This window comes from Bacillus sp. SN32, from assembly GCF_002837495.1.
GTDB classification, from domain to species: Bacteria; Bacillota; Bacilli; order Bacillales; family Bacillaceae; genus Bacillus; species Bacillus subtilis.
This window is the reverse complement of the sequence record NZ_PJCT01000009.1, coordinates 16,957-36,892: the sequence shown is the minus strand read 5'-3', so window position 1 is coordinate 36,892 and position 19,936 is coordinate 16,957. Positions and strand designations below refer to the sequence as shown.

Annotated in this window: 26 protein-coding genes; all 26 read right to left on the bottom strand. The window is 41.3% G+C overall.

What is annotated here, in order from left to right:
• Window positions 1-8 precede the first annotated feature (8 nt).
• On the bottom strand, window positions 9-431 hold the full coding sequence (locus CW370_RS20275) for a phage holin family protein (protein WP_101169959.1): 423 nt from the start codon (window positions 429-431) through the stop codon (window positions 9-11).
• Window positions 432-476: 45 nt separating this feature from the next.
• Window positions 477-1,370, bottom strand: a complete 894-nt coding sequence (gene xepA / locus CW370_RS20270; RefSeq protein ID WP_101169958.1) for a phage-like element PBSX protein XepA — start codon at window positions 1,368-1,370, stop codon at window positions 477-479.
• A gap of 86 nt (window positions 1,371-1,456) precedes the next feature.
• Entirely contained in the window at window positions 1,457-1,621 is a 165-nt protein-coding gene (locus CW370_RS20265) for an XkdX family protein (RefSeq protein ID WP_101169957.1), read from the bottom strand.
• Complete coding sequence (locus CW370_RS20260; protein WP_101169956.1) at window positions 1,618-1,947, bottom strand: XkdW family protein; 330 nt, start codon at window positions 1,945-1,947, stop codon at window positions 1,618-1,620. The genes CW370_RS20265 and CW370_RS20260 overlap by 4 nt, the downstream gene beginning before the upstream one ends.
• 11 nt (window positions 1,948-1,958) lie before the next feature.
• Complete coding sequence (locus CW370_RS20255) at window positions 1,959-3,059, bottom strand: hypothetical protein (protein WP_101169955.1); 1,101 nt, start codon at window positions 3,057-3,059, stop codon at window positions 1,959-1,961.
• Between the two features lie 3 nt (window positions 3,060-3,062).
• A complete protein-coding gene (locus CW370_RS20250) occupies window positions 3,063-3,335 on the bottom strand; it encodes a hypothetical protein (RefSeq protein ID WP_101169954.1) in 273 nt (90 codons plus the stop codon).
• Window positions 3,332-3,910, bottom strand: a complete 579-nt coding sequence (locus CW370_RS20245; RefSeq protein ID WP_042976562.1) for a YmfQ family protein — start codon at window positions 3,908-3,910, stop codon at window positions 3,332-3,334. Before CW370_RS20245 ends, CW370_RS20250 begins: the two co-directional genes overlap by 4 nt.
• Window positions 3,894-4,940, bottom strand: a complete 1,047-nt coding sequence (locus CW370_RS20240) for a baseplate J/gp47 family protein (protein ID WP_095317836.1) — start codon at window positions 4,938-4,940, stop codon at window positions 3,894-3,896. Before CW370_RS20240 ends, CW370_RS20245 begins: the two co-directional genes overlap by 17 nt.
• A complete protein-coding gene (locus CW370_RS20235) occupies window positions 4,933-5,358 on the bottom strand; it encodes a DUF2634 domain-containing protein (protein WP_087961243.1) in 426 nt (141 codons plus the stop codon). Before CW370_RS20235 ends, CW370_RS20240 begins: the two co-directional genes overlap by 8 nt.
• A 12-nt stretch (window positions 5,359-5,370) precedes the next feature.
• Entirely contained in the window at window positions 5,371-5,637 is a 267-nt protein-coding gene (locus tag CW370_RS20230) for a DUF2577 family protein (RefSeq protein ID WP_101169953.1), read from the bottom strand.
• Entirely contained in the window at window positions 5,634-6,614 is a 981-nt protein-coding gene (locus CW370_RS20225) for an XkdQ/YqbQ family protein (protein ID WP_101169952.1), read from the bottom strand. The genes CW370_RS20230 and CW370_RS20225 overlap by 4 nt, the downstream gene beginning before the upstream one ends.
• 12 nt (window positions 6,615-6,626) lie before the next feature.
• Window positions 6,627-7,286 carry a LysM peptidoglycan-binding domain-containing protein gene (locus tag CW370_RS20220; RefSeq protein WP_021480096.1) on the bottom strand — a complete coding sequence of 220 codons (660 nt, stop codon included), beginning with the start codon at window positions 7,284-7,286 and terminating at the stop codon, window positions 6,627-6,629.
• Window positions 7,279-12,030 carry a phage tail tape measure protein gene (locus CW370_RS20215; RefSeq protein WP_101169951.1) on the bottom strand — a complete coding sequence of 1,584 codons (4,752 nt, stop codon included), beginning with the start codon at window positions 12,028-12,030 and terminating at the stop codon, window positions 7,279-7,281. The genes CW370_RS20220 and CW370_RS20215 overlap by 8 nt, the downstream gene beginning before the upstream one ends.
• Window positions 12,031-12,032: 2 nt before the next feature.
• A complete protein-coding gene (locus CW370_RS20210; RefSeq protein WP_021480099.1) occupies window positions 12,033-12,170 on the bottom strand; it encodes a hypothetical protein in 138 nt (45 codons plus the stop codon).
• 41 nt (window positions 12,171-12,211) lie between these two features.
• A complete protein-coding gene (locus CW370_RS20205) occupies window positions 12,212-12,661 on the bottom strand; it encodes a phage tail assembly chaperone (protein WP_101169950.1) in 450 nt (149 codons plus the stop codon).
• A 614-nt stretch (window positions 12,662-13,275) separates the two neighbouring features.
• Window positions 13,276-13,719 carry a phage tail tube protein gene (locus CW370_RS20200; protein WP_003229930.1) on the bottom strand — a complete coding sequence of 148 codons (444 nt, stop codon included), beginning with the start codon at window positions 13,717-13,719 and terminating at the stop codon, window positions 13,276-13,278.
• Window positions 13,720-13,721: 2 nt separating this feature from the next.
• Window positions 13,722-15,122, bottom strand: coding sequence for a phage tail sheath family protein (locus CW370_RS20195; RefSeq protein ID WP_101169949.1), 1,401 nt, complete (start codon window positions 15,120-15,122; stop codon window positions 13,722-13,724).
• Window positions 15,123-15,314 carry a hypothetical protein gene (locus tag CW370_RS20190; protein WP_033880532.1) on the bottom strand — a complete coding sequence of 64 codons (192 nt, stop codon included), beginning with the start codon at window positions 15,312-15,314 and terminating at the stop codon, window positions 15,123-15,125.
• Window positions 15,311-15,748 (bottom strand): phage tail terminator family protein, encoded by a 438-nt coding sequence (locus CW370_RS20185; protein ID WP_101169948.1) that lies wholly within the window; start codon window positions 15,746-15,748, stop codon window positions 15,311-15,313. The genes CW370_RS20190 and CW370_RS20185 overlap by 4 nt, the downstream gene beginning before the upstream one ends.
• 12 nt (window positions 15,749-15,760) lie before the next feature.
• Window positions 15,761-16,264, bottom strand: coding sequence for an HK97 gp10 family phage protein (locus tag CW370_RS20180; protein WP_101169947.1), 504 nt, complete (start codon window positions 16,262-16,264; stop codon window positions 15,761-15,763).
• Complete coding sequence (locus CW370_RS20175; RefSeq protein WP_085186548.1) at window positions 16,261-16,623, bottom strand: YqbH/XkdH family protein; 363 nt, start codon at window positions 16,621-16,623, stop codon at window positions 16,261-16,263. The genes CW370_RS20180 and CW370_RS20175 overlap by 4 nt, the downstream gene beginning before the upstream one ends.
• Complete coding sequence (yqbG, locus tag CW370_RS20170) at window positions 16,620-17,015, bottom strand: protein YqbG (RefSeq protein ID WP_015714318.1); 396 nt, start codon at window positions 17,013-17,015, stop codon at window positions 16,620-16,622. Before yqbG ends, CW370_RS20175 begins: the two co-directional genes overlap by 4 nt.
• A 4-nt stretch (window positions 17,016-17,019) precedes the next feature.
• Window positions 17,020-17,331 (bottom strand): YqbF domain-containing protein, encoded by a 312-nt coding sequence (locus CW370_RS20165; protein ID WP_101169946.1) that lies wholly within the window; start codon window positions 17,329-17,331, stop codon window positions 17,020-17,022.
• 10 nt (window positions 17,332-17,341) lie between these two features.
• Window positions 17,342-18,277 carry a phage major capsid protein gene (locus CW370_RS20160; RefSeq protein WP_101169945.1) on the bottom strand — a complete coding sequence of 312 codons (936 nt, stop codon included), beginning with the start codon at window positions 18,275-18,277 and terminating at the stop codon, window positions 17,342-17,344.
• A gap of 18 nt (window positions 18,278-18,295) precedes the next feature.
• Window positions 18,296-19,270, bottom strand: coding sequence for an XkdF-like putative serine protease domain-containing protein (locus tag CW370_RS20155; RefSeq protein WP_101169944.1), 975 nt, complete (start codon window positions 19,268-19,270; stop codon window positions 18,296-18,298).
• A 48-nt stretch (window positions 19,271-19,318) separates the two neighbouring features.
• Window positions 19,319-19,930, bottom strand: coding sequence for a hypothetical protein (locus CW370_RS20150; RefSeq protein WP_101169943.1), 612 nt, complete (start codon window positions 19,928-19,930; stop codon window positions 19,319-19,321).
• Window positions 19,931-19,936 lie beyond the last annotated feature (6 nt).

Genomic DNA, 19,936 nt, shown 5'->3' with positions numbered 1-19,936 from the left:
CCACTGGCTTAGCCAGCAGCTTTGTCTGCGTTATTCTTACTCTGTTCTTTTTCGTTCTCCATTGTTTGTAATCGATCTGTTATTGTTGATGGGATTTTAACATCGATCTGTGCTAAGTTTTCAGTTATTGACAATCCTTCATTAGCTATATAAAAAAGAACGGTACCAAAAGTTAGGACACCGTTTAAATTGAGGACTGTATCAATAACGTTTGCTAAAATAACCGCAAAGAAATTGAGCAGCTTGCGGACATAGCCAAACCATGCGCTTCGGCTCCGCAGTTTTTTGAATTTCCATGCCTTAATTACTCCTGTTAAAACGTCAATTATACTAAGCACTAGAAGTAAATCAAGGTACTTCACCCCTCCAAATAAATATACTCTTGCTAAATCTAATGTTTCAAAATTGATAAACAAACTTGTCTCCTCCATTTCTAATCACCTCCTCCGAGGCAAATAAAAAAGGACAGCCAGATCTTATGAGACGGCCGTCCCTCTAACTGAAAAGTTTCCATTTGTTAAAGCTGTAAGCTCCATAACAATTTCTTTAAAGCCAGTAATGTTAAATGACCAAGCTTCTGATTTCCCTTTTGTGTTAGTGGCAAACGTTCCATCATCCACTTTTTGCCCTCTAAGGGCTCTTTTTGTTCCCGATAAGGATTTACCCCAGAACTTCAATTCACTTGTCTCAGCCGTCCCATAAACCTCAATGAGTAACGTTTTGAATGAGCCAACGGTGAATGGGTTACCCTCACCTATCGTTTCTGTTTTATCGTGAAAGATAATATCCATTGTTTTTGCTTGAGTGTCTAATGAGCTAAGGTTCAAGCCTTCAGTTTGAACTTTTAAACGACCATCATTAGTTAACCCGCTTTTATCTAACTGGACTGAGAACGGAGCAACTGCTGTAATAGGAACAGTGTGGTTAATGTTTATATCCTCTTCACCTGCCCCCAATGACTGGTATAGTAAAAATTCAGATTGTTGTAGGTTACCATTTGCGTATCTGAAACGGAAATATCGTTTAGTTAAATGAATCCATTCGGTTTCGCCAAGTGTATTTGCTTTAACAACCAATGAAGAGACTGTGGTCCATGAATTCATATCGTTACTTTCTTCTATGAATAGGGTACCTTCACGATCAGAATAAGCGTGACCTTTTACTTTTGAAATTAAAATCTGACCTAATCGATCTTGGCCATATTGCGTGTACACTTCAGTCGCTTTTAAAACTGCGTTCGTCAGCAGCTCCGCATTACCTGAAATAGTAGCCACGGGTACTACAAAATCCCTGTTCCCTTCTCGATAAGGTTTAGCCGCTCCTGGCTTACCGGTTGCATCTGTTGGAAATTGAAAACTATATGATGCCATTAAAAATCCTCCTTGCTATAGTAGATCATTAGTGGTGAGCATGGGTTTACAACGGAACCACCCCCTTTAAGGCAAAATAAAAAAGCCTAAATGGCTTCTCCGGTGATCTCTTTATACTGTTCTGCTGTGATTAGATTTTTCTCTATTCCTTTCTGTAAGTCTTCGGACGAGCAATCTTTGAAATGAATTGCCTGTTTCACCATTTCAGAAGAAGCCCAGTTATAATGCAAAGCCAGCACCCAATAATTCATGAATCTCTCCCTCCTTGTAGAGTAAGCAGTTGCAACTTTATTTTTGAGAGCTCGCTTCCCAAAGTTTGATTTAATTCTTCAAGCTGTTTACGAGCTAGCTTCTCCTGAGATAACTCTTTCGCGAGTAGCTCAATCTGATTGGGAGGTTCATAAGACGTTTTTTTCTGTGACTCCTCCCACCAGGCCTCTAATTCTTCCTGAGTCGGTAACGGCGCCCTGATATTCCATTTCTCAATGTATGAGCCATTCCCGTCATTCCGTAATTCAAAATCTTTTCTCGGTACTGCGTTAGGGTACTTGTACATAATCGCATCATACAAAATCATAGAAGCACCTCCTAGAATCTCGGGTAATTTCTGCCGCCGATTTCTGTGATATCAAAGTAGTTATACCATCCTGAGTTATCAGAGATATACCGTGAAGTATTACCGTCATAACCCACATAAAGATACATCTCTATATAATCCCCCTTATCAGCTGGAACAGTGGCAGCTCCATATACTCCAACATTGAAATCTGTGGTATCAGACGGGCTAGCAGGACTATTTCTATAATGTGCTATGTTCTTATAAATCGTTCCGTTTAAGTAGATCTCTAATTCATAGTTGGCATATCTCTGAACGTTTTCGATATATACACCGGCATTGACTAGAAACATTCCACTGTTTGGACAGATAAACCGGCAATCATTAGTGTCAAAGGCATTATGACTGTCTTTTATCTTTCGATTAAACCGAATTTTTTGCTTTTCGCCTTTGATAAGAAGTTGCTTACCTGTTGTTCCAATATTGGCATGAACGAACCCCGATATCTTTTGCCAAGAGGTCCAGCCTGAACCACTCCACCAGTGTCTAATCCAAACTCCTGTACTGTCGTAGTAAGTCCCAGACTCATTTCCTGTTCCGTAAAAGTATTGAGTGAAACGGTAATTATTATATTTTTCATTTTTGACAATGCCATAACCTAAAGGGTAGCCAGTAGTATTCCCTTGACCAATGTCCATTAAGGTCAGTCCTAACGGATATTCTTCCCCTCCTGTTCTTGCATCTTGAATAGCATTGTCTCCAGTAATTAACGTCAGATTGTTATTTTTGTAGTTGGTATCCACGTAATGTTTTGCATCCGATAAAGCCTTATCCGCTTTTTCCTGAGCTCCGGCAGTTGTTTCTTTTGCATTCCAATTCTCCCGTTCTACTGGTGTAATGTGCCGTTGTAAATCATTACGATGCTCTTCAAATTCTTTTTTCGAAGCTTGCTGTACATTATCTACGTTCCCTAGCCCGATTTGCGCCTTTGTTGTATTGTGAGGGTTGTTCATGTCATTTTTATGTACAGCTAAATCTTTATGCGCATCTTGAATGCCTTTCTCCCAACGGTTTACATCATCCTCATTGATCGGATCATCTGGCAGCCAGTCTGTTTTTGCTTCATATGCCATTTATTACACCACCTCAAAAGTAAATCTAAAGTCCAGCGTTCTATTGTTACTTACATCTAAATCTGTTGTTCTTTCCGTAATCACGTTGTTCTGTTCATCAAGGATCTGCACACTCTCAATGTGTTTGATATCTTCTTCTCGATGAGTAAGCACCGTGACAACGGCCCCCTGAATAGTGACTTCCACAATTTTTGTTTCATTTCCATTCAGCAGCACTTTCGATATTCTATTTTTCAAATCTGCAGCTGTTCGCTCTCTATAAAGCTGTGTAATCATACAAGGACCACCTCGTTATTATTGAGCGTGACGGAATAACCTACCTTTAGCTCACTTGTTTTTCGATACCTTCTGTTATTCAGAATGACAGTATCTTTTATCTTGAGTGGCTCATTCAAAGCAGCTCGCAAGGTATACGCCAAGTGAGCTGGCTTCATATTCTCCAATGTTTCTATGAGCTCGCTCATATGCTGCATATCATCTATATCAATATCAACATTAAAACGGTACTGTCCTTGAAGTAGCCTGACCTGAGCAGACGGATTTTTCAGGAACCGATTTAATGCCTGTTCAATAGCCTTATATGTTGCCGGCGGTATATTGGACATTTTAGAGATTATGCGCAATCGGCGGATCTCATCGGTGTCACCTGATTCCCGCGGTACGTTCAAAATCTTTTCCCATCGTTCAAGCCCCCAGGTTGCTGTAGTAACAAACAGCTGATCTGTCAGATCAAATATGCTGTTATTTTGCTTCTCAAATTCCGGAGCTTCCGCTTTAAGAAGTTCAGCCATTTCCTTTAACTTGATAAGGAACGGCGGCAGGTAAGCAGTCATTTCATCGAGTTTGCTCAATGATGTTCACCTGCCCCAATTTAGGGATTTCGACGTCACTCAGAACCAAATTTTCGGCCACGCCATTGATTTTAATATCTGCGTAATCACTTACTGAAGGTGAATTGTAGACGATATTATTAATCTGCGATAAACGGATGACGTTATCTTCAAAAGCAATCTTTTTAAAAAGATTTAAAACACCTGATTCGATTTCTTGCTTTACCTGATCGATAGAGTTATTGATCTCGGGAAGTACCTCGGCTGAAATCTCAACCTCTTTCCATACCGCACTCTCCACTGTGACAAAGGCACCTATTGGCGCTTGTCCCTCACCTTGTCCGGGTTCAGGATCAATATAGTTTTTCACCTTTGATATTAAAATATCGGAAGCAGGTTCCAAGTTAGCATTGGTCACGACAATTTTGACTGTACCGTCCCCGTTCCAAAGCGGAAAGACCTTTACCTTCCCTACTCCGTCTACTTCTTCAGCCCATTGTTTATAGTGAGCTTTATTGGCACTGACAGCTTCCCGACGCACGCGGGTAAAATATCTAGCTCTTAAACTGTCATCATCCTCCTCTTCTCGACCAGGGATTAGAATCTCTTTCACGATCGCTTTTTGGAGTCCTGGTATGGTGTCTAATGACAATAGATTCTGGCCGGAAATATTTGCGTTCCCCGCTTCCCCCGCTGTTTCACATTCCAACGTCCCGTCAGCTGTGTATTGGAAATACAGGTTATCTACAAAAAAGCGGGAACCCACTGGAATGGTTACTCCTTCAGTAAACTCCGCTGCCCGGACTGCTTTCGTGGCAGCCGTTCGCTCGATGCCGGCTTCAGTAGCCCGACGATCTAAAAATTCTCCTTGTGCTGTGTCCGAGAAGACAAGTTCCAGCACAGTATCGAGCCAAATATAAGACTTGGCCAATTCTGCGGCTGCAGGAGCTAACGCGTTATAAATCACGCTTCCTTCCCTTGTATCAATGTCCGCTGAAATGCTGTTTAACATACGGTCCATAATCACTTCAAAGGTTTGATCTTCAAACATCTTCGCCAAGCACCTCCTTGATCTCCAATGTTCCTTCGTCAGTCTCGACTGTAAAGGAGACACGGAACGATTCGCCTTGTTTTTCTATTTCAAAATCTGTAACAGCAGAAATCCGATCGTCATAGATCAGTGCTTCCTCTATCAGCCGCGGGATCTCCATTTTCTTATATGCGTCTGTTGTTTCGTTATCTGCCAACACTTCTTGAAGCTCATTTCCAATGTCATGACTGTAAACAGAATATGCATATCGCTCAGTATGGAGAGACAGATATACAAACTGCTTAATCGCTTCAAGGCCTGTGATGATTTCATTTGTGATACGGCCATTTTCAAAATCTATTTTGTAGGTTTGCGAGGTCTCTATGACCTCGCTGTCATCCTCTATATCCTCAAACTCGATTTCCGGAGACAAAGCCATTCCAAACACCTCCTATATTTTGTCGAGAATAAAAAATGATTGCCCGCCTTTTAAGGAGACAATCATCACACGCTCACCTGTATTCAATGCTTCTTCTTCACCGGCCCGCAGCCGCTTTGGAACAATAATCAAATCGGCAGGTATTATTAATTTGTCATTTTCATTAAGCCTTATCTCAACAGGGGAAACGGAAATCACTTCAGCTGGTATAATATCCACCGGTGACTCAGAATCAACTGCACCGACAGCCAAATGTTTGATTGCTTCACTTAATCTCATGAGGAAACACCATCAGGGATAGAATTTTTCTCAACCACATCAATGGTCATCGTGTGTGTCGATCCTTTAAATTCGTGTTTATCTGTATCAATCCAGTATGTTTTCTTAACCCCGACTTCCGGAATTGAGATATAGACAGGCAAGCCGCTCTGAAGATCTGGAATCCCAATTGCTTGAATACTTTTGAGTTCTTTTTTGACGCCTTTCTTCTGTGCCTGTTTAACTTTCGCACGCTGCTGAAGCTGTGCCTGGTTAATGTTATCTGATACTGTTTCTACATACTGAAGCACGCCGTATTTGCTGATACCCGTGTTGTCACTTGCGGTAGCCGTATAAGTTTTATTGTCTTTCTGACGCCGCAGCTTTACTCTTGTGGCTGTGTCATTAATCGAAGTGCTATATTGATAACCAGTAATGTTCACACCCGATTCTAGCACCCATACTTCTGACGGATCAGGCCAAGCGCGAAGGCCAAGCTTTCCCTTCGCAGAATATAATTGATAATTCCTTCCGGTTTGGCTTTTCGTTAGTTTCAAGGCTTTCAGAATCATGTCATAAAGGCTCGTATCATCTTTAAACACTAATGATTTAATGGTGTAACCCGTATTTGCAATGGATGTCGTTGGGATTTGAAAATCTCTTGCCAGGCGTTTAATAATCTCGTCTGCACGCTTATTGGAGAACACATAAACATCTTTGTTCTTAACCAGATATTGCAGCATGTCATAAGCCGTAAAGGTCAGCCCATGTTCTTCCGGATTGCGAGAAAACACAATACCTCGAAACAGCTCTTTCCCTTTCCACTTAAACAGAACCGTATCCCCTTCTGATACGCTGTAATATGAATGGGTTCCTTGTTTCGTTATGATCTTTGCTGTGATCGATCGGGGTGCCTGATACCGTTGTCCCTCAAGAGAAACACTTTCAGTTACCAGCTCAAGCCACTCCGTTTCTTTAATGACGAAAAGTTCTATCATGTCATCACCTGCTTACTGCGGTATCTTTAATTTTTGACCAGGAAAGATCCAGTGCCCTGGCTGCCTGATATTCCGTTTGCTTCGTTTGATCATAGCCTTTTTATTGACGTTCCAGATCTTGCGCCATTTTGTGCTGTCTCCATAAAATTTGCCGGCAAGGTCCCACAGTGTATCGCCTTTCTTAACGGTGTACGTTTTAGGAGCTGATTTAGATGGCCGTTTCTTCTTCGTCTTTTTCTTCTGCTTGATCTTCCGCGGCGAAGCAGTTTTGTATTCCTTCAGCTTTATTTCATAATCACGATCACCTATATCTTTTTGGCCCTCGCTATAAGAAAAAACCTCGATACTGCAAGTTAAATTAATTTTCGTTCCAGTAATTAAGAATTGAACCGGCTTTTTAGATTTCACCCATTTCTCGATCTTTGCAATAGCATTTTCAGGAGAAGGAAATCCTTTATACTCAGCAAGCGGACTGTGTTTCTTTGGAAAAAAAGAAGAGAACGAAATTTCTTTCGCTCCCGGTTTATCAATAAAAGTGATCTCCCCAAAACTAGCCACTTTTACTGATTCATTTTGAATTGTGTTTGAAATATCAATTTGTTCAGGAAGGACAGGAAGCCGCAGCTTGTCCTTCCCTTGCGAAATCCAGAATTCATATATGGATTTAGTCAAAAGCAACGACTCCCTTCGTTCCAATGTTGATATCCTGTTCAAGCTCATCGACAAGGGCCTGCTTAATCTTAGCTACAAGGCTGTTCATGTCTTTGTCATTGTGAAAATGCTGATCGCCATTAAATTGAATAATAACCTCTTTACCTCCTGATGCTGTAACAGTTGTTTGCTGACTGCCTGTTGTAGCTGCTGTTACCTGACCGGAAGATAATTCAGTTTGACCTTTTTGAGATGGGTCTGTGACTTCCATTCCGAGTGCCTTAGCTGCTTGGGCTAATAAATAACGTCCACGGATACCTCTCTCCTCTGGGATGATCCATTCCCTTTTGTTTCCTTCACCGACACGTGCAATCTGCTCTTTGGTAATAAGTCCGCCGTTAGCGTAGCCAACATATGGACCTCCGTGCTTCATGCTTCTAATGCCTGGTACATTATTAATTGATCCATATCTGCTTTTGATATAGCCAATCGCAGCAGCAGCGTTGTGTATCGGGTTAAGAATATTATTCATTCCCGGCAATTTGTGTGCGTTGAAGGTACTTGGGATTGTCTGCATGAGCCCCTGAGATGGATGTCCTGCTTTCGCATTACTATCCCATAAGTTGATTGCCTTCGGATTACCGCCTGACTCATGCTGAGCAATTGTCATCAGCCCTGGAAGCCAGCTCATCGGTGTCTTTGTAGCCATGATAGCAGCCATGAGCCATTGCTTCACATTTCCGCTTACTGCGCCCATTCCAGAATAAGCGGCAGCTAGTGAGCCTGCTTGTTTTTCAGCAAACTTTTTCACATCCACAGAATCCAGACCTTTTACAATACCAATAGAGGCAAAACGACCGAGACTCATCATGACACGGGAAGGTGAATGAATATCCAGCTCTTCACGAAATGCCTTCTCAACTTTTTTCGCCAGTTCCTTGGCAGTCTCATGGACTTCACTTGCCTTAGAAGTCATGCCTGAAACAAAATTACCGATCATACCGCTTCCCCATCCGTTTGATGATTCTTTAGAACGGATAAACGGCTTGTTAATATGAGTGCTGACATATTGATCAGTACCAGTTTGAGTACTATTTTGTCCGGAAGCAAAACCTTTGACCGTTCCACTTCCCCATGAAGAGGATTTATTTACGGTGTTCTGGAATGGTGTTTTAACCTTCGTCTGCAAGAAGCCATCTGTACCAGTTAAAGTACTGTTCTGACCTTTAGCATAGCCATTAACCACTTGCTTTCCATAATTCGGAGAATAAGAGATTAAATTGTTCATTGGCTGGCCAACGTTTTTCTGTTTCCAAGCGTCCATAGAAACAACATGATCTCCAATTCCTTGATTAAAGCCTTTAGTGAACTGTTGACCAAATGAAGTCGCTTGTTCATCAAGACTGGATGTGTCAATGATAGGAGATACAGAAGCAGTCACCGCCGCACTATGGACTAGCGGGGAAGTTGCCGGTTCACCTCCTGCAGATGAAGCAGACGCTATATCATCAACAACACTCATCCCTAATTTCGAAGCAGCTTGAGAAAGGAGCATTTTGCCGCGACCTTTATTATTCTCAACAGGGATAACGAATTCTTTACCAGCTTCACCAATCCAAGATATTGTTGGCTTCGTAATGTAACCACCAGTAGCATGTTTCTTTGGCTTTTCTTTTCCCGAACCAAATAAATAATTTAGGCCACTCTTCACATATCCCCACGCTTTACCAGCAGTTTTTTTCGCACTTGAAGCTACTTTACCACCAACTTCTTTTACCCCGCCTAAAATACTGCTTCCCAATTCCTTTACACTCTGCCACTTTTCAGACCACCACTTCTTACTAAAAAGGGTTTCTGAGATGGAACTCTTAACACTTTTCCATATTGATTTAGCATTGTCCCATTTATTTTTTGACCAGCTCTTTACACTTTCCCATTTTCCTGACCACCATTTCTCGCTAAATAAAGTGGACTTCAGCTTTCCTTTAACTGATTGCCAAACAGAAGACGCGCTGTCCCATTTACTTTGAGCCCAACTTTTTACGCCTTCCCATTTTCCTGACCACCACTTCTCACTGAATAAAGTGGATTTTATTTTTCCCTTTACGGACTCCCAAACAGATGATGCACTATTCCATTTGTCCTGTGCCCAGCTTTTAACGCCAGACCACTTCTCAGACCACCATTCACTATTAAATAAAGTAGACTTCACCTTTTCTTTTACATGAGACCATGTATCACTTAACCCATTGAGAGAAGTCTTCGCATTACTCTTAATACCGGACCATTTTTCAGACCACCATTTTTGATCAAATAATGTACTGTCTAGTTTCTTCTTTACTTCTGAACCATCAAACGCTTTACCTAAACTTGAGCCACCCATGGTGCCTGCTATACCACCAACTATTCCACCAATGGCTGTTCCCACTCCAGGAATAACGCTGCCAATAGCTGCTCCTGTAGCCGCCCCAGCAAGGCCACCGCCAGCTGATCCAATTTTTTCACCAACATTGTCTTTATTCATCCCAATTAAATCTGTTGCCGCTAACGCTGTTCCTAATACAGGGACTCCCTTTGCAAACTTGCCAACACTTTTCATAGGACTTAAGACTTTTCCGAACTTCGATGTACCGCCTGCAGCTCTACCAGCTGAGTATAGCTCTGATCTCGTAGTGGTTATTGCTGGTCTTGATCCTCTGGTTGGATTAGTACTTACAGTTCTACTGGAACGCCTTCTCTCCAATTGTCCAGATGACACAGTAATTGCTCTGTCAGAAGGGTTCATTCGGTTTGGATTACTGCGTTGACCTAAAACTCTTTTCCCTCGTCTTCTACGAATGCGATCATTTTCACCTCCATCGCTACAACAGCAATATGTTAAGCTGCCGCTTCGAGGTAAACTCGTTGGACCTGTAGCAGTTTTGGATTCTCTGCCCCCTGTGCTGGCATTACGATTACTGTTCCTCCTTTCACTTTGCGTATTAGTGCCAGCTTTAGGAGTACGTTTTGGAATTAACTTTCGGATTACTCCTGCTGCATCACTTCCGACAGTACCTATGCCTTTTAACAGCGGACGTAGTATTTTCAAATAACCAATCAACCCAATTAAAGAAGGGATCACAACTTTAATCGCTGTTTTCAAATCATCCCAATGGTTGACGCTCCACTCAATGGCTACGTTTAACTTATCACCTATCTCCTCACCAAGATCGGCAATATCTTTTTTGATCTCTTTAAGTTTTTCCTGACCTTCTTTACTGTTAATGAATGAGCTGATTTTATCAAAGGCCGGCCCTAATCCAGTTAGCAGAGAGGTTCCCATATCCTTAGATATGCTTTCAAAATCTCTCATGGCATCATTAACAGGTGTCATCGGGTTATTATCCCGAAGTTTCGTAAAGCTTCGTTCTAATTCACCACTTGTTTTGGCACTTGTACCAATACCTTCAGCCATATCTAGAATCGGTTGCTTGAGGTCTTCATATTGTGTTCCAATAAGCTCAGTCGCGATAGCAGCCCGCTTTGTTTTGTCTTTCACTTTAGAAAGGGCTTTTGCCACCCTAAATAAACTTTCCTCTCCGCTTATTGATCCATCTTTGAAGCCCTTGAACATTTTCTTAGTTTCCTTGACTCCGAACAGCGTTTTAAATGCGTCCACTTGGCTATCAGACATTTCGGTTCGGCGGATGTTAAACTCACGCATACTATCGGCAAGGTTATCGAAGTTTCTGGCGCCACCCTTTGTTCCTTTTATCATGGCGTTTGCAATCTGGCCGCCTGTGAGCTTCAAGTCTTTAAAGGTGGAACTGTATTCATTCATCGTATCCAATAAATCGTCGGCTTGGTCACCAGCATTCCGATATACATAAGCAATTAAGTCTCCGCTTTGTTTCCCGGACAATTTCAAGTTGTTATACATTGAACTGAAAGCACGATCTACTTCTGCCTGATCAGCATTCATGAGCTGGGCAATCTTACTTGACGACTCAGTCAATTCAGCAAGAGCTTTTTTAGAAGCCCCTGTCTGTTGCGATAAGTTTCTCAAAGATAAACTGACTTCTTCCCGAGAACTGCCCGCTTTATTGTTGAAATAGATCTGATCCGTCATTCTTGCAACATCTTTCTTATTAACGTTTGAAGTTGCTGACACATAAGCATCCTGAGACATTGTACTTTTACCTGAACCCATAATTGAACCTGCAGAAAAACCACCTGCAACTGCCAGAGTAATGGTAGCATCCTTCAAGCTGTCTATTTTCGCTTCAATTGCATCTAGAGCCGCTGAAGCTCTATCCTTAATAGAAACAGTTGGCTCTGCATGTTCGCTATCTACATCGGACACATGACGACGGATCTCATCTAATTGGTTTGAAGCATGATCACGAACTGAAACAGTTGGCTCAGCGTGCGAGCGATTCAAATCAGAAAGACCTCCACGGATTAAGCGAAAACGCGGTGTAGCTTGATCATTTACGGAAACCGTCACCTCATGCCTGCCCTCGGTAAGATCCTCAGCTTGCTGACGTATAGAATGTAAGCCATTCGAAGCTCGATCATCTAAATCCACTTCAAGCGATCGAGCCCGTCCGGTCAAACGGTTGGCCGATCGGTCAATCCGCCGCATAACTCTCTCAGTCCGGTCTTCAGCCTCAAAAATAAGAGGGCCATTAGCGGCCCTCTTAAGTCTTTCAGCATTGCCTTGTATCATTCGAAGCTTGCGGGAAATCTTATCATGTAATTCAAACGTGGCTGTTAGTTTAGCCATAGTTAATTACCTCCCTTCTTCGCTTCTTTTTCTAACAGCTCAAGCTTATAACCGATTAACCCATATAAGAGCGCCTTGAATTCTTTCGGAGCCTCATATAGTTCTCTTAATTCTGACGGGGCGTATTTGAGCTCATGCATCGCGTAATAAAGATATACAGCCTCTTTGTCCCCGTCCTTTACTAGTTTTTTGCCGCTTCTTCAAGGTCTTCGAGATCATCATCAAATCCATTGATTTCAATTGCTTTGTTTAGCCAATTCGCATACTCACCGCCGACTGAAAGAACACGTTTGGCGACTTCCACTGGATCTTCTGTTTTGTAAGCCTCACGTAGTTCCTTAGCTTTAAAGTTTGGATAAACAGTCGTTTCAACCGCAATCCGAGCATAAAAGCGTTTGCTGTCCAAGTCCTTCACTCGGCCGCGACCTTTTACATTTTTGTAAGTCGTATTCTCTTTCTCCAGCTCGTCAATTCGTTCAGTCGTAATTGCTTTGAAAATGAATGGAACAACGTTGCCCTCTTTGTCTACAAACCGTTTAGAAATCGGCACTTTTACTTCTTCCGCTTCAATTGTTTGTCCTGGCATAAAGAATGAAAGATCGTATACCTTTTCGTTTTGTGTTTTACTCATTTTTATTAGCTCCTTCATTTACAATTTAAATTTTTTGGATATAAAAAAAGCACATTCTTTTTGATTGACTAAAATAGCCAAGGAATCGAATTTACAAAAAGATGTGCTTACCAGTATAATGAAAAAAGTACATAAAGCGTCGTAAGGGAAGTCTTGCATCCCCGTTGAAAGGGGGTGATATAATGTCAACTGAAGCTTATCAAGCTCTAATGGTATTTTTTAGCTTCCAATCATCATTAGTTGGTTTGGGCTCTTTAATTGTTGCCGTGTTGACTTTAAAAAACAAAAAATAGACCTCCCTTGAGCTCTGGAAAAGTTAAAGGGATAAGTCTATTAGAAAAAATACTCGAGCAAGCCCCTTAAGGACAGCTTGTGTACAGACCGGAGTGTTGGCGCACTCCGGTATTTTTATTTTACTCATTTCTGTGTTAAAAAATACGGAAAAACAGTTACACTATTGTCATCAAAAATAGTGACGAAAATGTAACTAAAAATGATGACAGAGATGTTTGTGTTACATTTTACATTAATGTGATTATAACATAAAACATTGATGTATATAATTATTTGTATCAATTGTTAACTGTTTTTTGTTACATTTTTTATCTCAATTTTTAAAACGTACTTTTTAACTGTTCAGGCACATCAAAATCCTCAAAGGTAAACGGCACTTCTTCTTCCAATGCTTCAGAATCAACATCAAGCCCAGCGATTTTCGCAGAATCAAAGTTCACATCGTACAAGGTGACTCGTTCAGTCCCACGACCTGAAGAGGCGTCATCCAGAACAGCTTGTAAGGTGAAATAAGGATCACTTCCCTTTTTCACATAGTCCATCATAATAAGAACAAATTGAGAAGTCACTTTATAAAAAGTGGCTGTTCCCGTTCCATTTGCTCCGGTCGTTTTGTGCCCTGTCATCCGACGACCCATGATATTGACCTCGGATTTGTTTTTCTCTACATTGGCTTCAAACGTTTTGATATGGGCCATTTCTTCTCCATCAAGAAACAACCTGCCCTCTTTACCTGAAATGGTGTTTTGCGCTTTTAATGCCATTCCTATTTCACCTCAACATTAAAGTAGAATTTTTCAGCTGCATCCACCGGTTGAACTGCAAGATCAATCAGGAAGCCGTCACGATCATTATTCAGAGCAATTGTAATGTCATTCTCTGAATCAAAATCAGTAATGCCCCCGTTATCTTGAAGAACACTCAAGTATTGAGTTATCAGCGTTTTTACAAACTGCAGTCCGTCACTTGTAGCGGGAACGTCACTGCCGCTCGCTTTTCGAGACTTGATCAATGCTTTCAATTGAGATGTCAGATCATTATTGATTGCATCCAACACACGGACAATTTTGTTCTTTTGGAACATCTTATTTTTCTCTGCTGTTAGGCTTGTGAGTGAATTAATGTCCTTTTCAACCGATACTGATTTATCACGAGAATCATAAGTAAACAAGAATTCCCCATTTGACAATCGTTCAACGATTTCGTCGTTGTCAATTCGGTTAAGGACATCTACAGCTCCCTCGTATTCTACAAATGTAAGTGATTGATTAAATGTAGCTCCCGCACTTGCGCCGGCAACCCAAGCCGTAGCTTTTTCAGGAGTGATCTCCGTTCCATCCTCAAGCAGGACACCACCTGTTACATTGATAATACCCTCATGGTCTCCGTTGTAATTTGAAAGAACACCTTGAACCTTTTGCCCTTGGTTGTCTCTCAGCCGTTTGATAAACGCAACAAACGTTGCTTTTAATTGCTCGTTATCCTCTACAGGTAAAGCGATTGTGTCAAAGTATTCCGTTTCAGCTGCTTCCAAGAAAGCTGTATAATCGGCATTTGTCGGTGTTTTGTCTGTCCCGCCTGACAAGCGGATTCCGGAAGATGCCGGAAGAGCCCCGCTAACGTCTTCAGGGGCCGTACCGGTTAACGGAATAGTGACTGTTAAATCCCCTTTCCCTGTAAACGTGACATAGTTATTTTTTTTAAGCTCTTCAGCTTTAGATACTGTTTGTTTATCAACTTCTGACTGATCAAGGTAGGTAGTGACATCCACTTTTGAAGAGTCAATAACGTTTTCTGTAATGCTGATAATGATGTCATTTCCTTTAGTACCGCCATAAAGAGCAGTAGCCTTTACACCTTCGCTAATGTCTGCTGAAGCACGAAGACCTTCCGTCAAACGATAAAGCAGGACTGTACTTGCCTTTTTCATTGCCTCACGTAAAAGCAACAGCGAAGGATCATCAACGTTCAACCCCACTTTTTTATTCAAGTCCTCGATTGAAGAGATAGAAATGAATTTCTTAACCTCACCCCAGCTGGACGCTATCGGCAGCGCAACTGTTCCACGTTCTCCGGCAAGAACACGATTCTCCGCGGTCGTTTTGAAGTTAAAGTAAATACCGGCACGCTCTTTTTCCTCTCCGGGTGTGAATGTTCCGCCATTCATCTATTTGACCTCCTTTTGAAGAAACTGAGTAATCAACTTCTTCGCTTCCGATTTTGTAATACTCGTTTTATGAACATGAAAAAGAGCACCGTCAAACACCTCGGGTTTTACCCCAAAGAGCTCCCGACTGTGCTCTCGCAAATCCTTAATATAAAAAGCATTTTCTGCTTTCTCTTTTTTAGTTGCCATCATTTCACCCCACTTTTAAATTTAAAACCATCCAATGAACGCTGTTCTTCCCGCTCATACCAATAGCGGCTAGTCCAGTTTAAGACAATGGTCGCGTAACCGTCTGACACCCGTGTTTCTATTCGAGATAGCCGAATAAAATCCCCCGTATCCTCGCCAGATTCCTGCATGAGCGGAATTATGCCCCTATTGCTTCTAAGTGTATCCGCAATTCGTTCCGCTTCGTTATGAGCCTTCTGTGCGTTCTCGTGAAATAGTTTCACGTTTAAAACATAGGCTTTCTGAAACGTAGATACTGTGTCCGTCCCATCGACCGTGGAAGCCGGTGGAAAGTAAAGAGACGGAACAGCAAAGTCCTGCGGTATTTCTTCTTCATACACTTGAACAGGATACAGTTTGTATAGATAGCCCATAATTGAACCTACCTCTTGATTCATGGCATCACCGCCTTAAAATTCTTCATCAATCCACTGCTGCAGCTTCCGCTCAAGGCTTCTCTCAAACATCAACTGAAATATAGCCATGGCGTTATCCCAAAAGCCAGAACCGTCGACCCATTGGAACTTCAGCAACATTCCGGTTTTTCTTTCAGCAGGGTCATATTCGAAACGGTCGCCTTTCCACCGCCCTGGAACCCATCGTCTATCCTGATTTTTAGACGGATCGATCGTAAAGTGCCCGTCATTCACGTATGAGGCGTATTCCAGATTTGTTCCAACATCCAACTTTAAGCTGCCTTTTGTCATTGAAAAGATATTATCCTGGTCACCTTTCTGAAAGGAATTAAGCAAGCGGCGTGTGTCTACCGTCTTCGTCCTGATAATTTCATCTTGAATAATGTCTAGGAACTCAAAACCCATAGCTTCAAGCCACTCCTCGTATTTCCCTTTCAATTCTCCACGAGAAGCACGGTTTAATGACTGAATGAACTGATCAAGACCTTTGATCTTCACAAATATTCAACCTCCCGTACTGCCGTAACTTCCCAATGATGATTCCTGACTTTGCGGGGCTTCTGTAATTTATAAGCAGTACCATCCCAAACCGCCCTGTCATTTACTCGAATATCAGCAGTAGCAGGGAAATGCACAAGGAATGATTGATAAATAGCTACATTCGGTTCTTGTTGGATAATGGACTGACTCTTTTCTGTAAAATAACACGGCTGATTTTCTATGTCCGGCTCATCAGGGTACGAAAAAACCGGTTGAACATCTTCAACCGGCACCCCGAATTTTTGCTGTCTATTTTCTTTTTTCTCCTGTAGATGGTAAATGTCACATCTGTGAGTCAATAAGGATTGATAACTCATATTGATCTCATCCGCACTTTCGCTTCAATCCCTTCTAAATCAGGGTCAGCCGGTTTCACATAATCTTTTATTAATGCATACACATCAGGTTTTTGAAGAGAACTGCCATCCCCCAGAGTATATGAATAGTCACCAATTTTTTCAGTTGTATATCCTTTAATAATTGACTCGTCGCCATTTATAAGAGCATAAAACTGAGACAACTTTAATAGGGCCAGTCGAACCGTTTCAGGCAAAGGAATATACTCTGCATCTGTAAAATCATGTCCAACTTTAAGAATGATATCGGCAGTTGCCTCAAGTATATCCTGTTTTAACAACTCGTCAGGCCTGGTCTTTACAGACTCAAAAACTGAATAACTCTTTAATTCATCGGGAGTGATTAACAGCATAAGGTCACTCCCCTTTGTTATCTATTTCGTTAAGGATGTAGGCAATTCTTTCATCTGCGTTTTTGAAGTCAGACGGATTGCCACCAAGATTAGAAATAATGGATTCATGCTCTGCTTTATTCATACCTTTCAATTCCGATTCAGTATAATTTATCGGATCATCCTTTTGATTCTTAAGATCTTTATCTAGCACAAAATATGGATTTTCATTTAAATACTCATAGAGTTTTTTCGATACTGTTTGACTGATACCTGATCGAAAGGTAACTCCCATCACATTGTATGTTTTGCCTTTAATAAGCTTTGCAGTAAACACACCAGACCACCTACTCCTTCACTTTCACGATCTTGGCTACGGCGTCCTCTTCTTCAAAAACACTATCCAATTTCGCTGTCAAAACAATGATAAACATACGGCGACGGATGTCCTTATCTACTTCAATCCGAATGTTACGAGAGAATCCGAGAATAATATTCTTCGGATGAGTTAGGATGATATCAGAAACATCGGCTGCAGTATCTCCCTCTCCAATCGTATAAGGCTGTAAATTTGCAATACCTTTGATCGGAACACCAAAAGCAGATGAAAGGCCACCTTGAACAGCTGCATCCCCTAAATTTGTTTGACGATCAGCTACGCGATCTTTCCATTCGACCTCAATACCAGGCGATGTATAGAAGCGGAACTCCTGTGGAATTCGCAAATATTTAGGAGGTACAGCTTTATATCCTCGCTTGAACGTCTGCCGTGTCAGTTCCTCACCTGCAGCATCAACAATGTGAGATGTAGCTTGTTTTCTGATGCCATCTAATTGTGCAAGATATGAGTCGGATGAAGATGTATCTCCATTTACAAGCAACTCTTCAATATCAACCGCAGCACGCTCAGCTATCATTTGCATAATTGTATTTTGAAGACTATCTTTTTCGATGTTGTTTTCAAGTGTGTCATAGGTAATGTTAACTTCAGCAATAACTTCTTTTGTGCTTAAGTTAACTGTGCTAGTTGATGGAACTGATTTTTGATCTTTAGTTAACGCAACTCCCTCTTGGGCTGCCCTTAAAATACGCTGACCAAAACCGATCTTCTCGATTTTCTGTGTGTCATGGTCCATTTGAATAACACGCGCATCTCTTAAAATAGTTGGCGTATCTTGAACCATTCGAATAAAAGTTGAAGCTTGAGTAGGGTTCATAATCCCGCCGCTCTCTAAAGAAGAAAGCGTCATTTCTGCTTTATTAATAATCTCTTGATTTCTCATTCGTATCCTCCTTATCCATTAAAACAACCCTGACCAGATTGATTTTTGAACTTGTTCAGAACCCGATTCTTCAGTTTGCTTAGATGTTCCGCGACTTTTTTCGATTGCTTCAATACGATCAGCGAGCGGTTGAACAGCATCAGTAATAGCTTTTTTCAACTTCTCAGCTTCTTTTTCAGCCGCTTCTTCTGTTTTTTCTTTATCTTTCTTTTTAGGATCTTCTTCTTTTTCTAGATCTGCCAGCCGCTTCTCAATTGGCTCTAAAGCGGCTTGAATTGATTTCGTTACTTCCTCCGAAGTCATTTCTTTTTCCTCCTCTTCTGTCTCAACCTGACTCAGCAAGTTACCGAGAGCAGTATGAGCATTTTTAATTTCTTGCAGGTTTGAAGCGGAAAACTTTCTGCCCGCCTTTTCAACTGGCTCATCATATGACTGCTGAGGCTTTCCCATAAAAAAGTTCTTGAGCAAATTAAAAAGCCCTTTCTCATCTGTTTTCTCTTGAGAAACGGGCTTTTCTTCTTGTTTTTCAATTGTCTCAGCTGTACCAGCCATTGAATAGCCGGTAATTTCGCCTTTTTTGATTTGCTCCCAAACTTCATCAGAAGCCTTTGTGACAAGGACCCATGATCCTTTTTTGATGGTTTCCCCATTCATTTCAAAGTCAGCAGGTGCGACATAGGACTCAACCACCTCACCGACACCACCCTGAAAATCATGCTGCTTATCAATTTCACGGGCGTCTTTCAGGAATCCATGAGCGGCCTTTTCGATTTCTGCAGCTGTCATGAAATCTCCGTGGGCGTCTACTGTATCAGGCTCATATACGATACCGTAAACAAGTTTTTGCTCATCTGCTTCTTTCGCAAGAACCTTGACCTCTTTTTGAAAGTCCGGCTGTTTTTCCGATTTCATAAAAAAGAACTGCTTTTGATTAGCAGCCTTGTCGACGTATGAAACATAGGTGATTTTTGCGTTTACCAATTCTCTTGGCATGTGTTCACCTCCTTTCAAAAGTTAAAACACCATTAACTAAATGGTGTTTTATCTGTGGATAAGTACATCCGGTTCTATAGGGTTAATATCTTCTAGTTGCCTAATTACCTTTTTAGTTATTTTTCGATATCTTATAGAATCCTCATAAGTTATTACAGATTCAGGATGGTGTACTGCTTTATTTCTCATCCTCCGCAAGTCTAAAAAGAGATCGAAATAGTTTTGAGTTATATATCCATTTTCCAATAGATAATCAAAATGTAGTTTAGATCTATTTAGAAAGTTCATAGGGCGCTCTTGCACAGGGTTTCCTAGTCTCCTCATTGCTTTAACTAGCTCTATCTCAAGCTCATGCCATGACATGAAAACTCCTAAATAAGGCGCTTCTTCAGTTATTTGAGTAAAAAATCGTTCCTCAATGTCATGATTGTTACCAGAAGACTCAGTATCTTTTGCAATATCAGAAGTGTTAACTTTAGATTCAGCGTTTTTTAAGTCATCTTCAAACGCAGCATCAAAATCCTTGTATTTCAATCTTTTCAATTTTAGCTGTGCAATAAGAGTTTCAATAGGTTTTCTAAATATCAAAATAGCTACTAAAACAATAATCGGCCAAGCAATAGTTTTAACAATTGAGGCCCAAAATTCCAACCAGTTCATAAATAT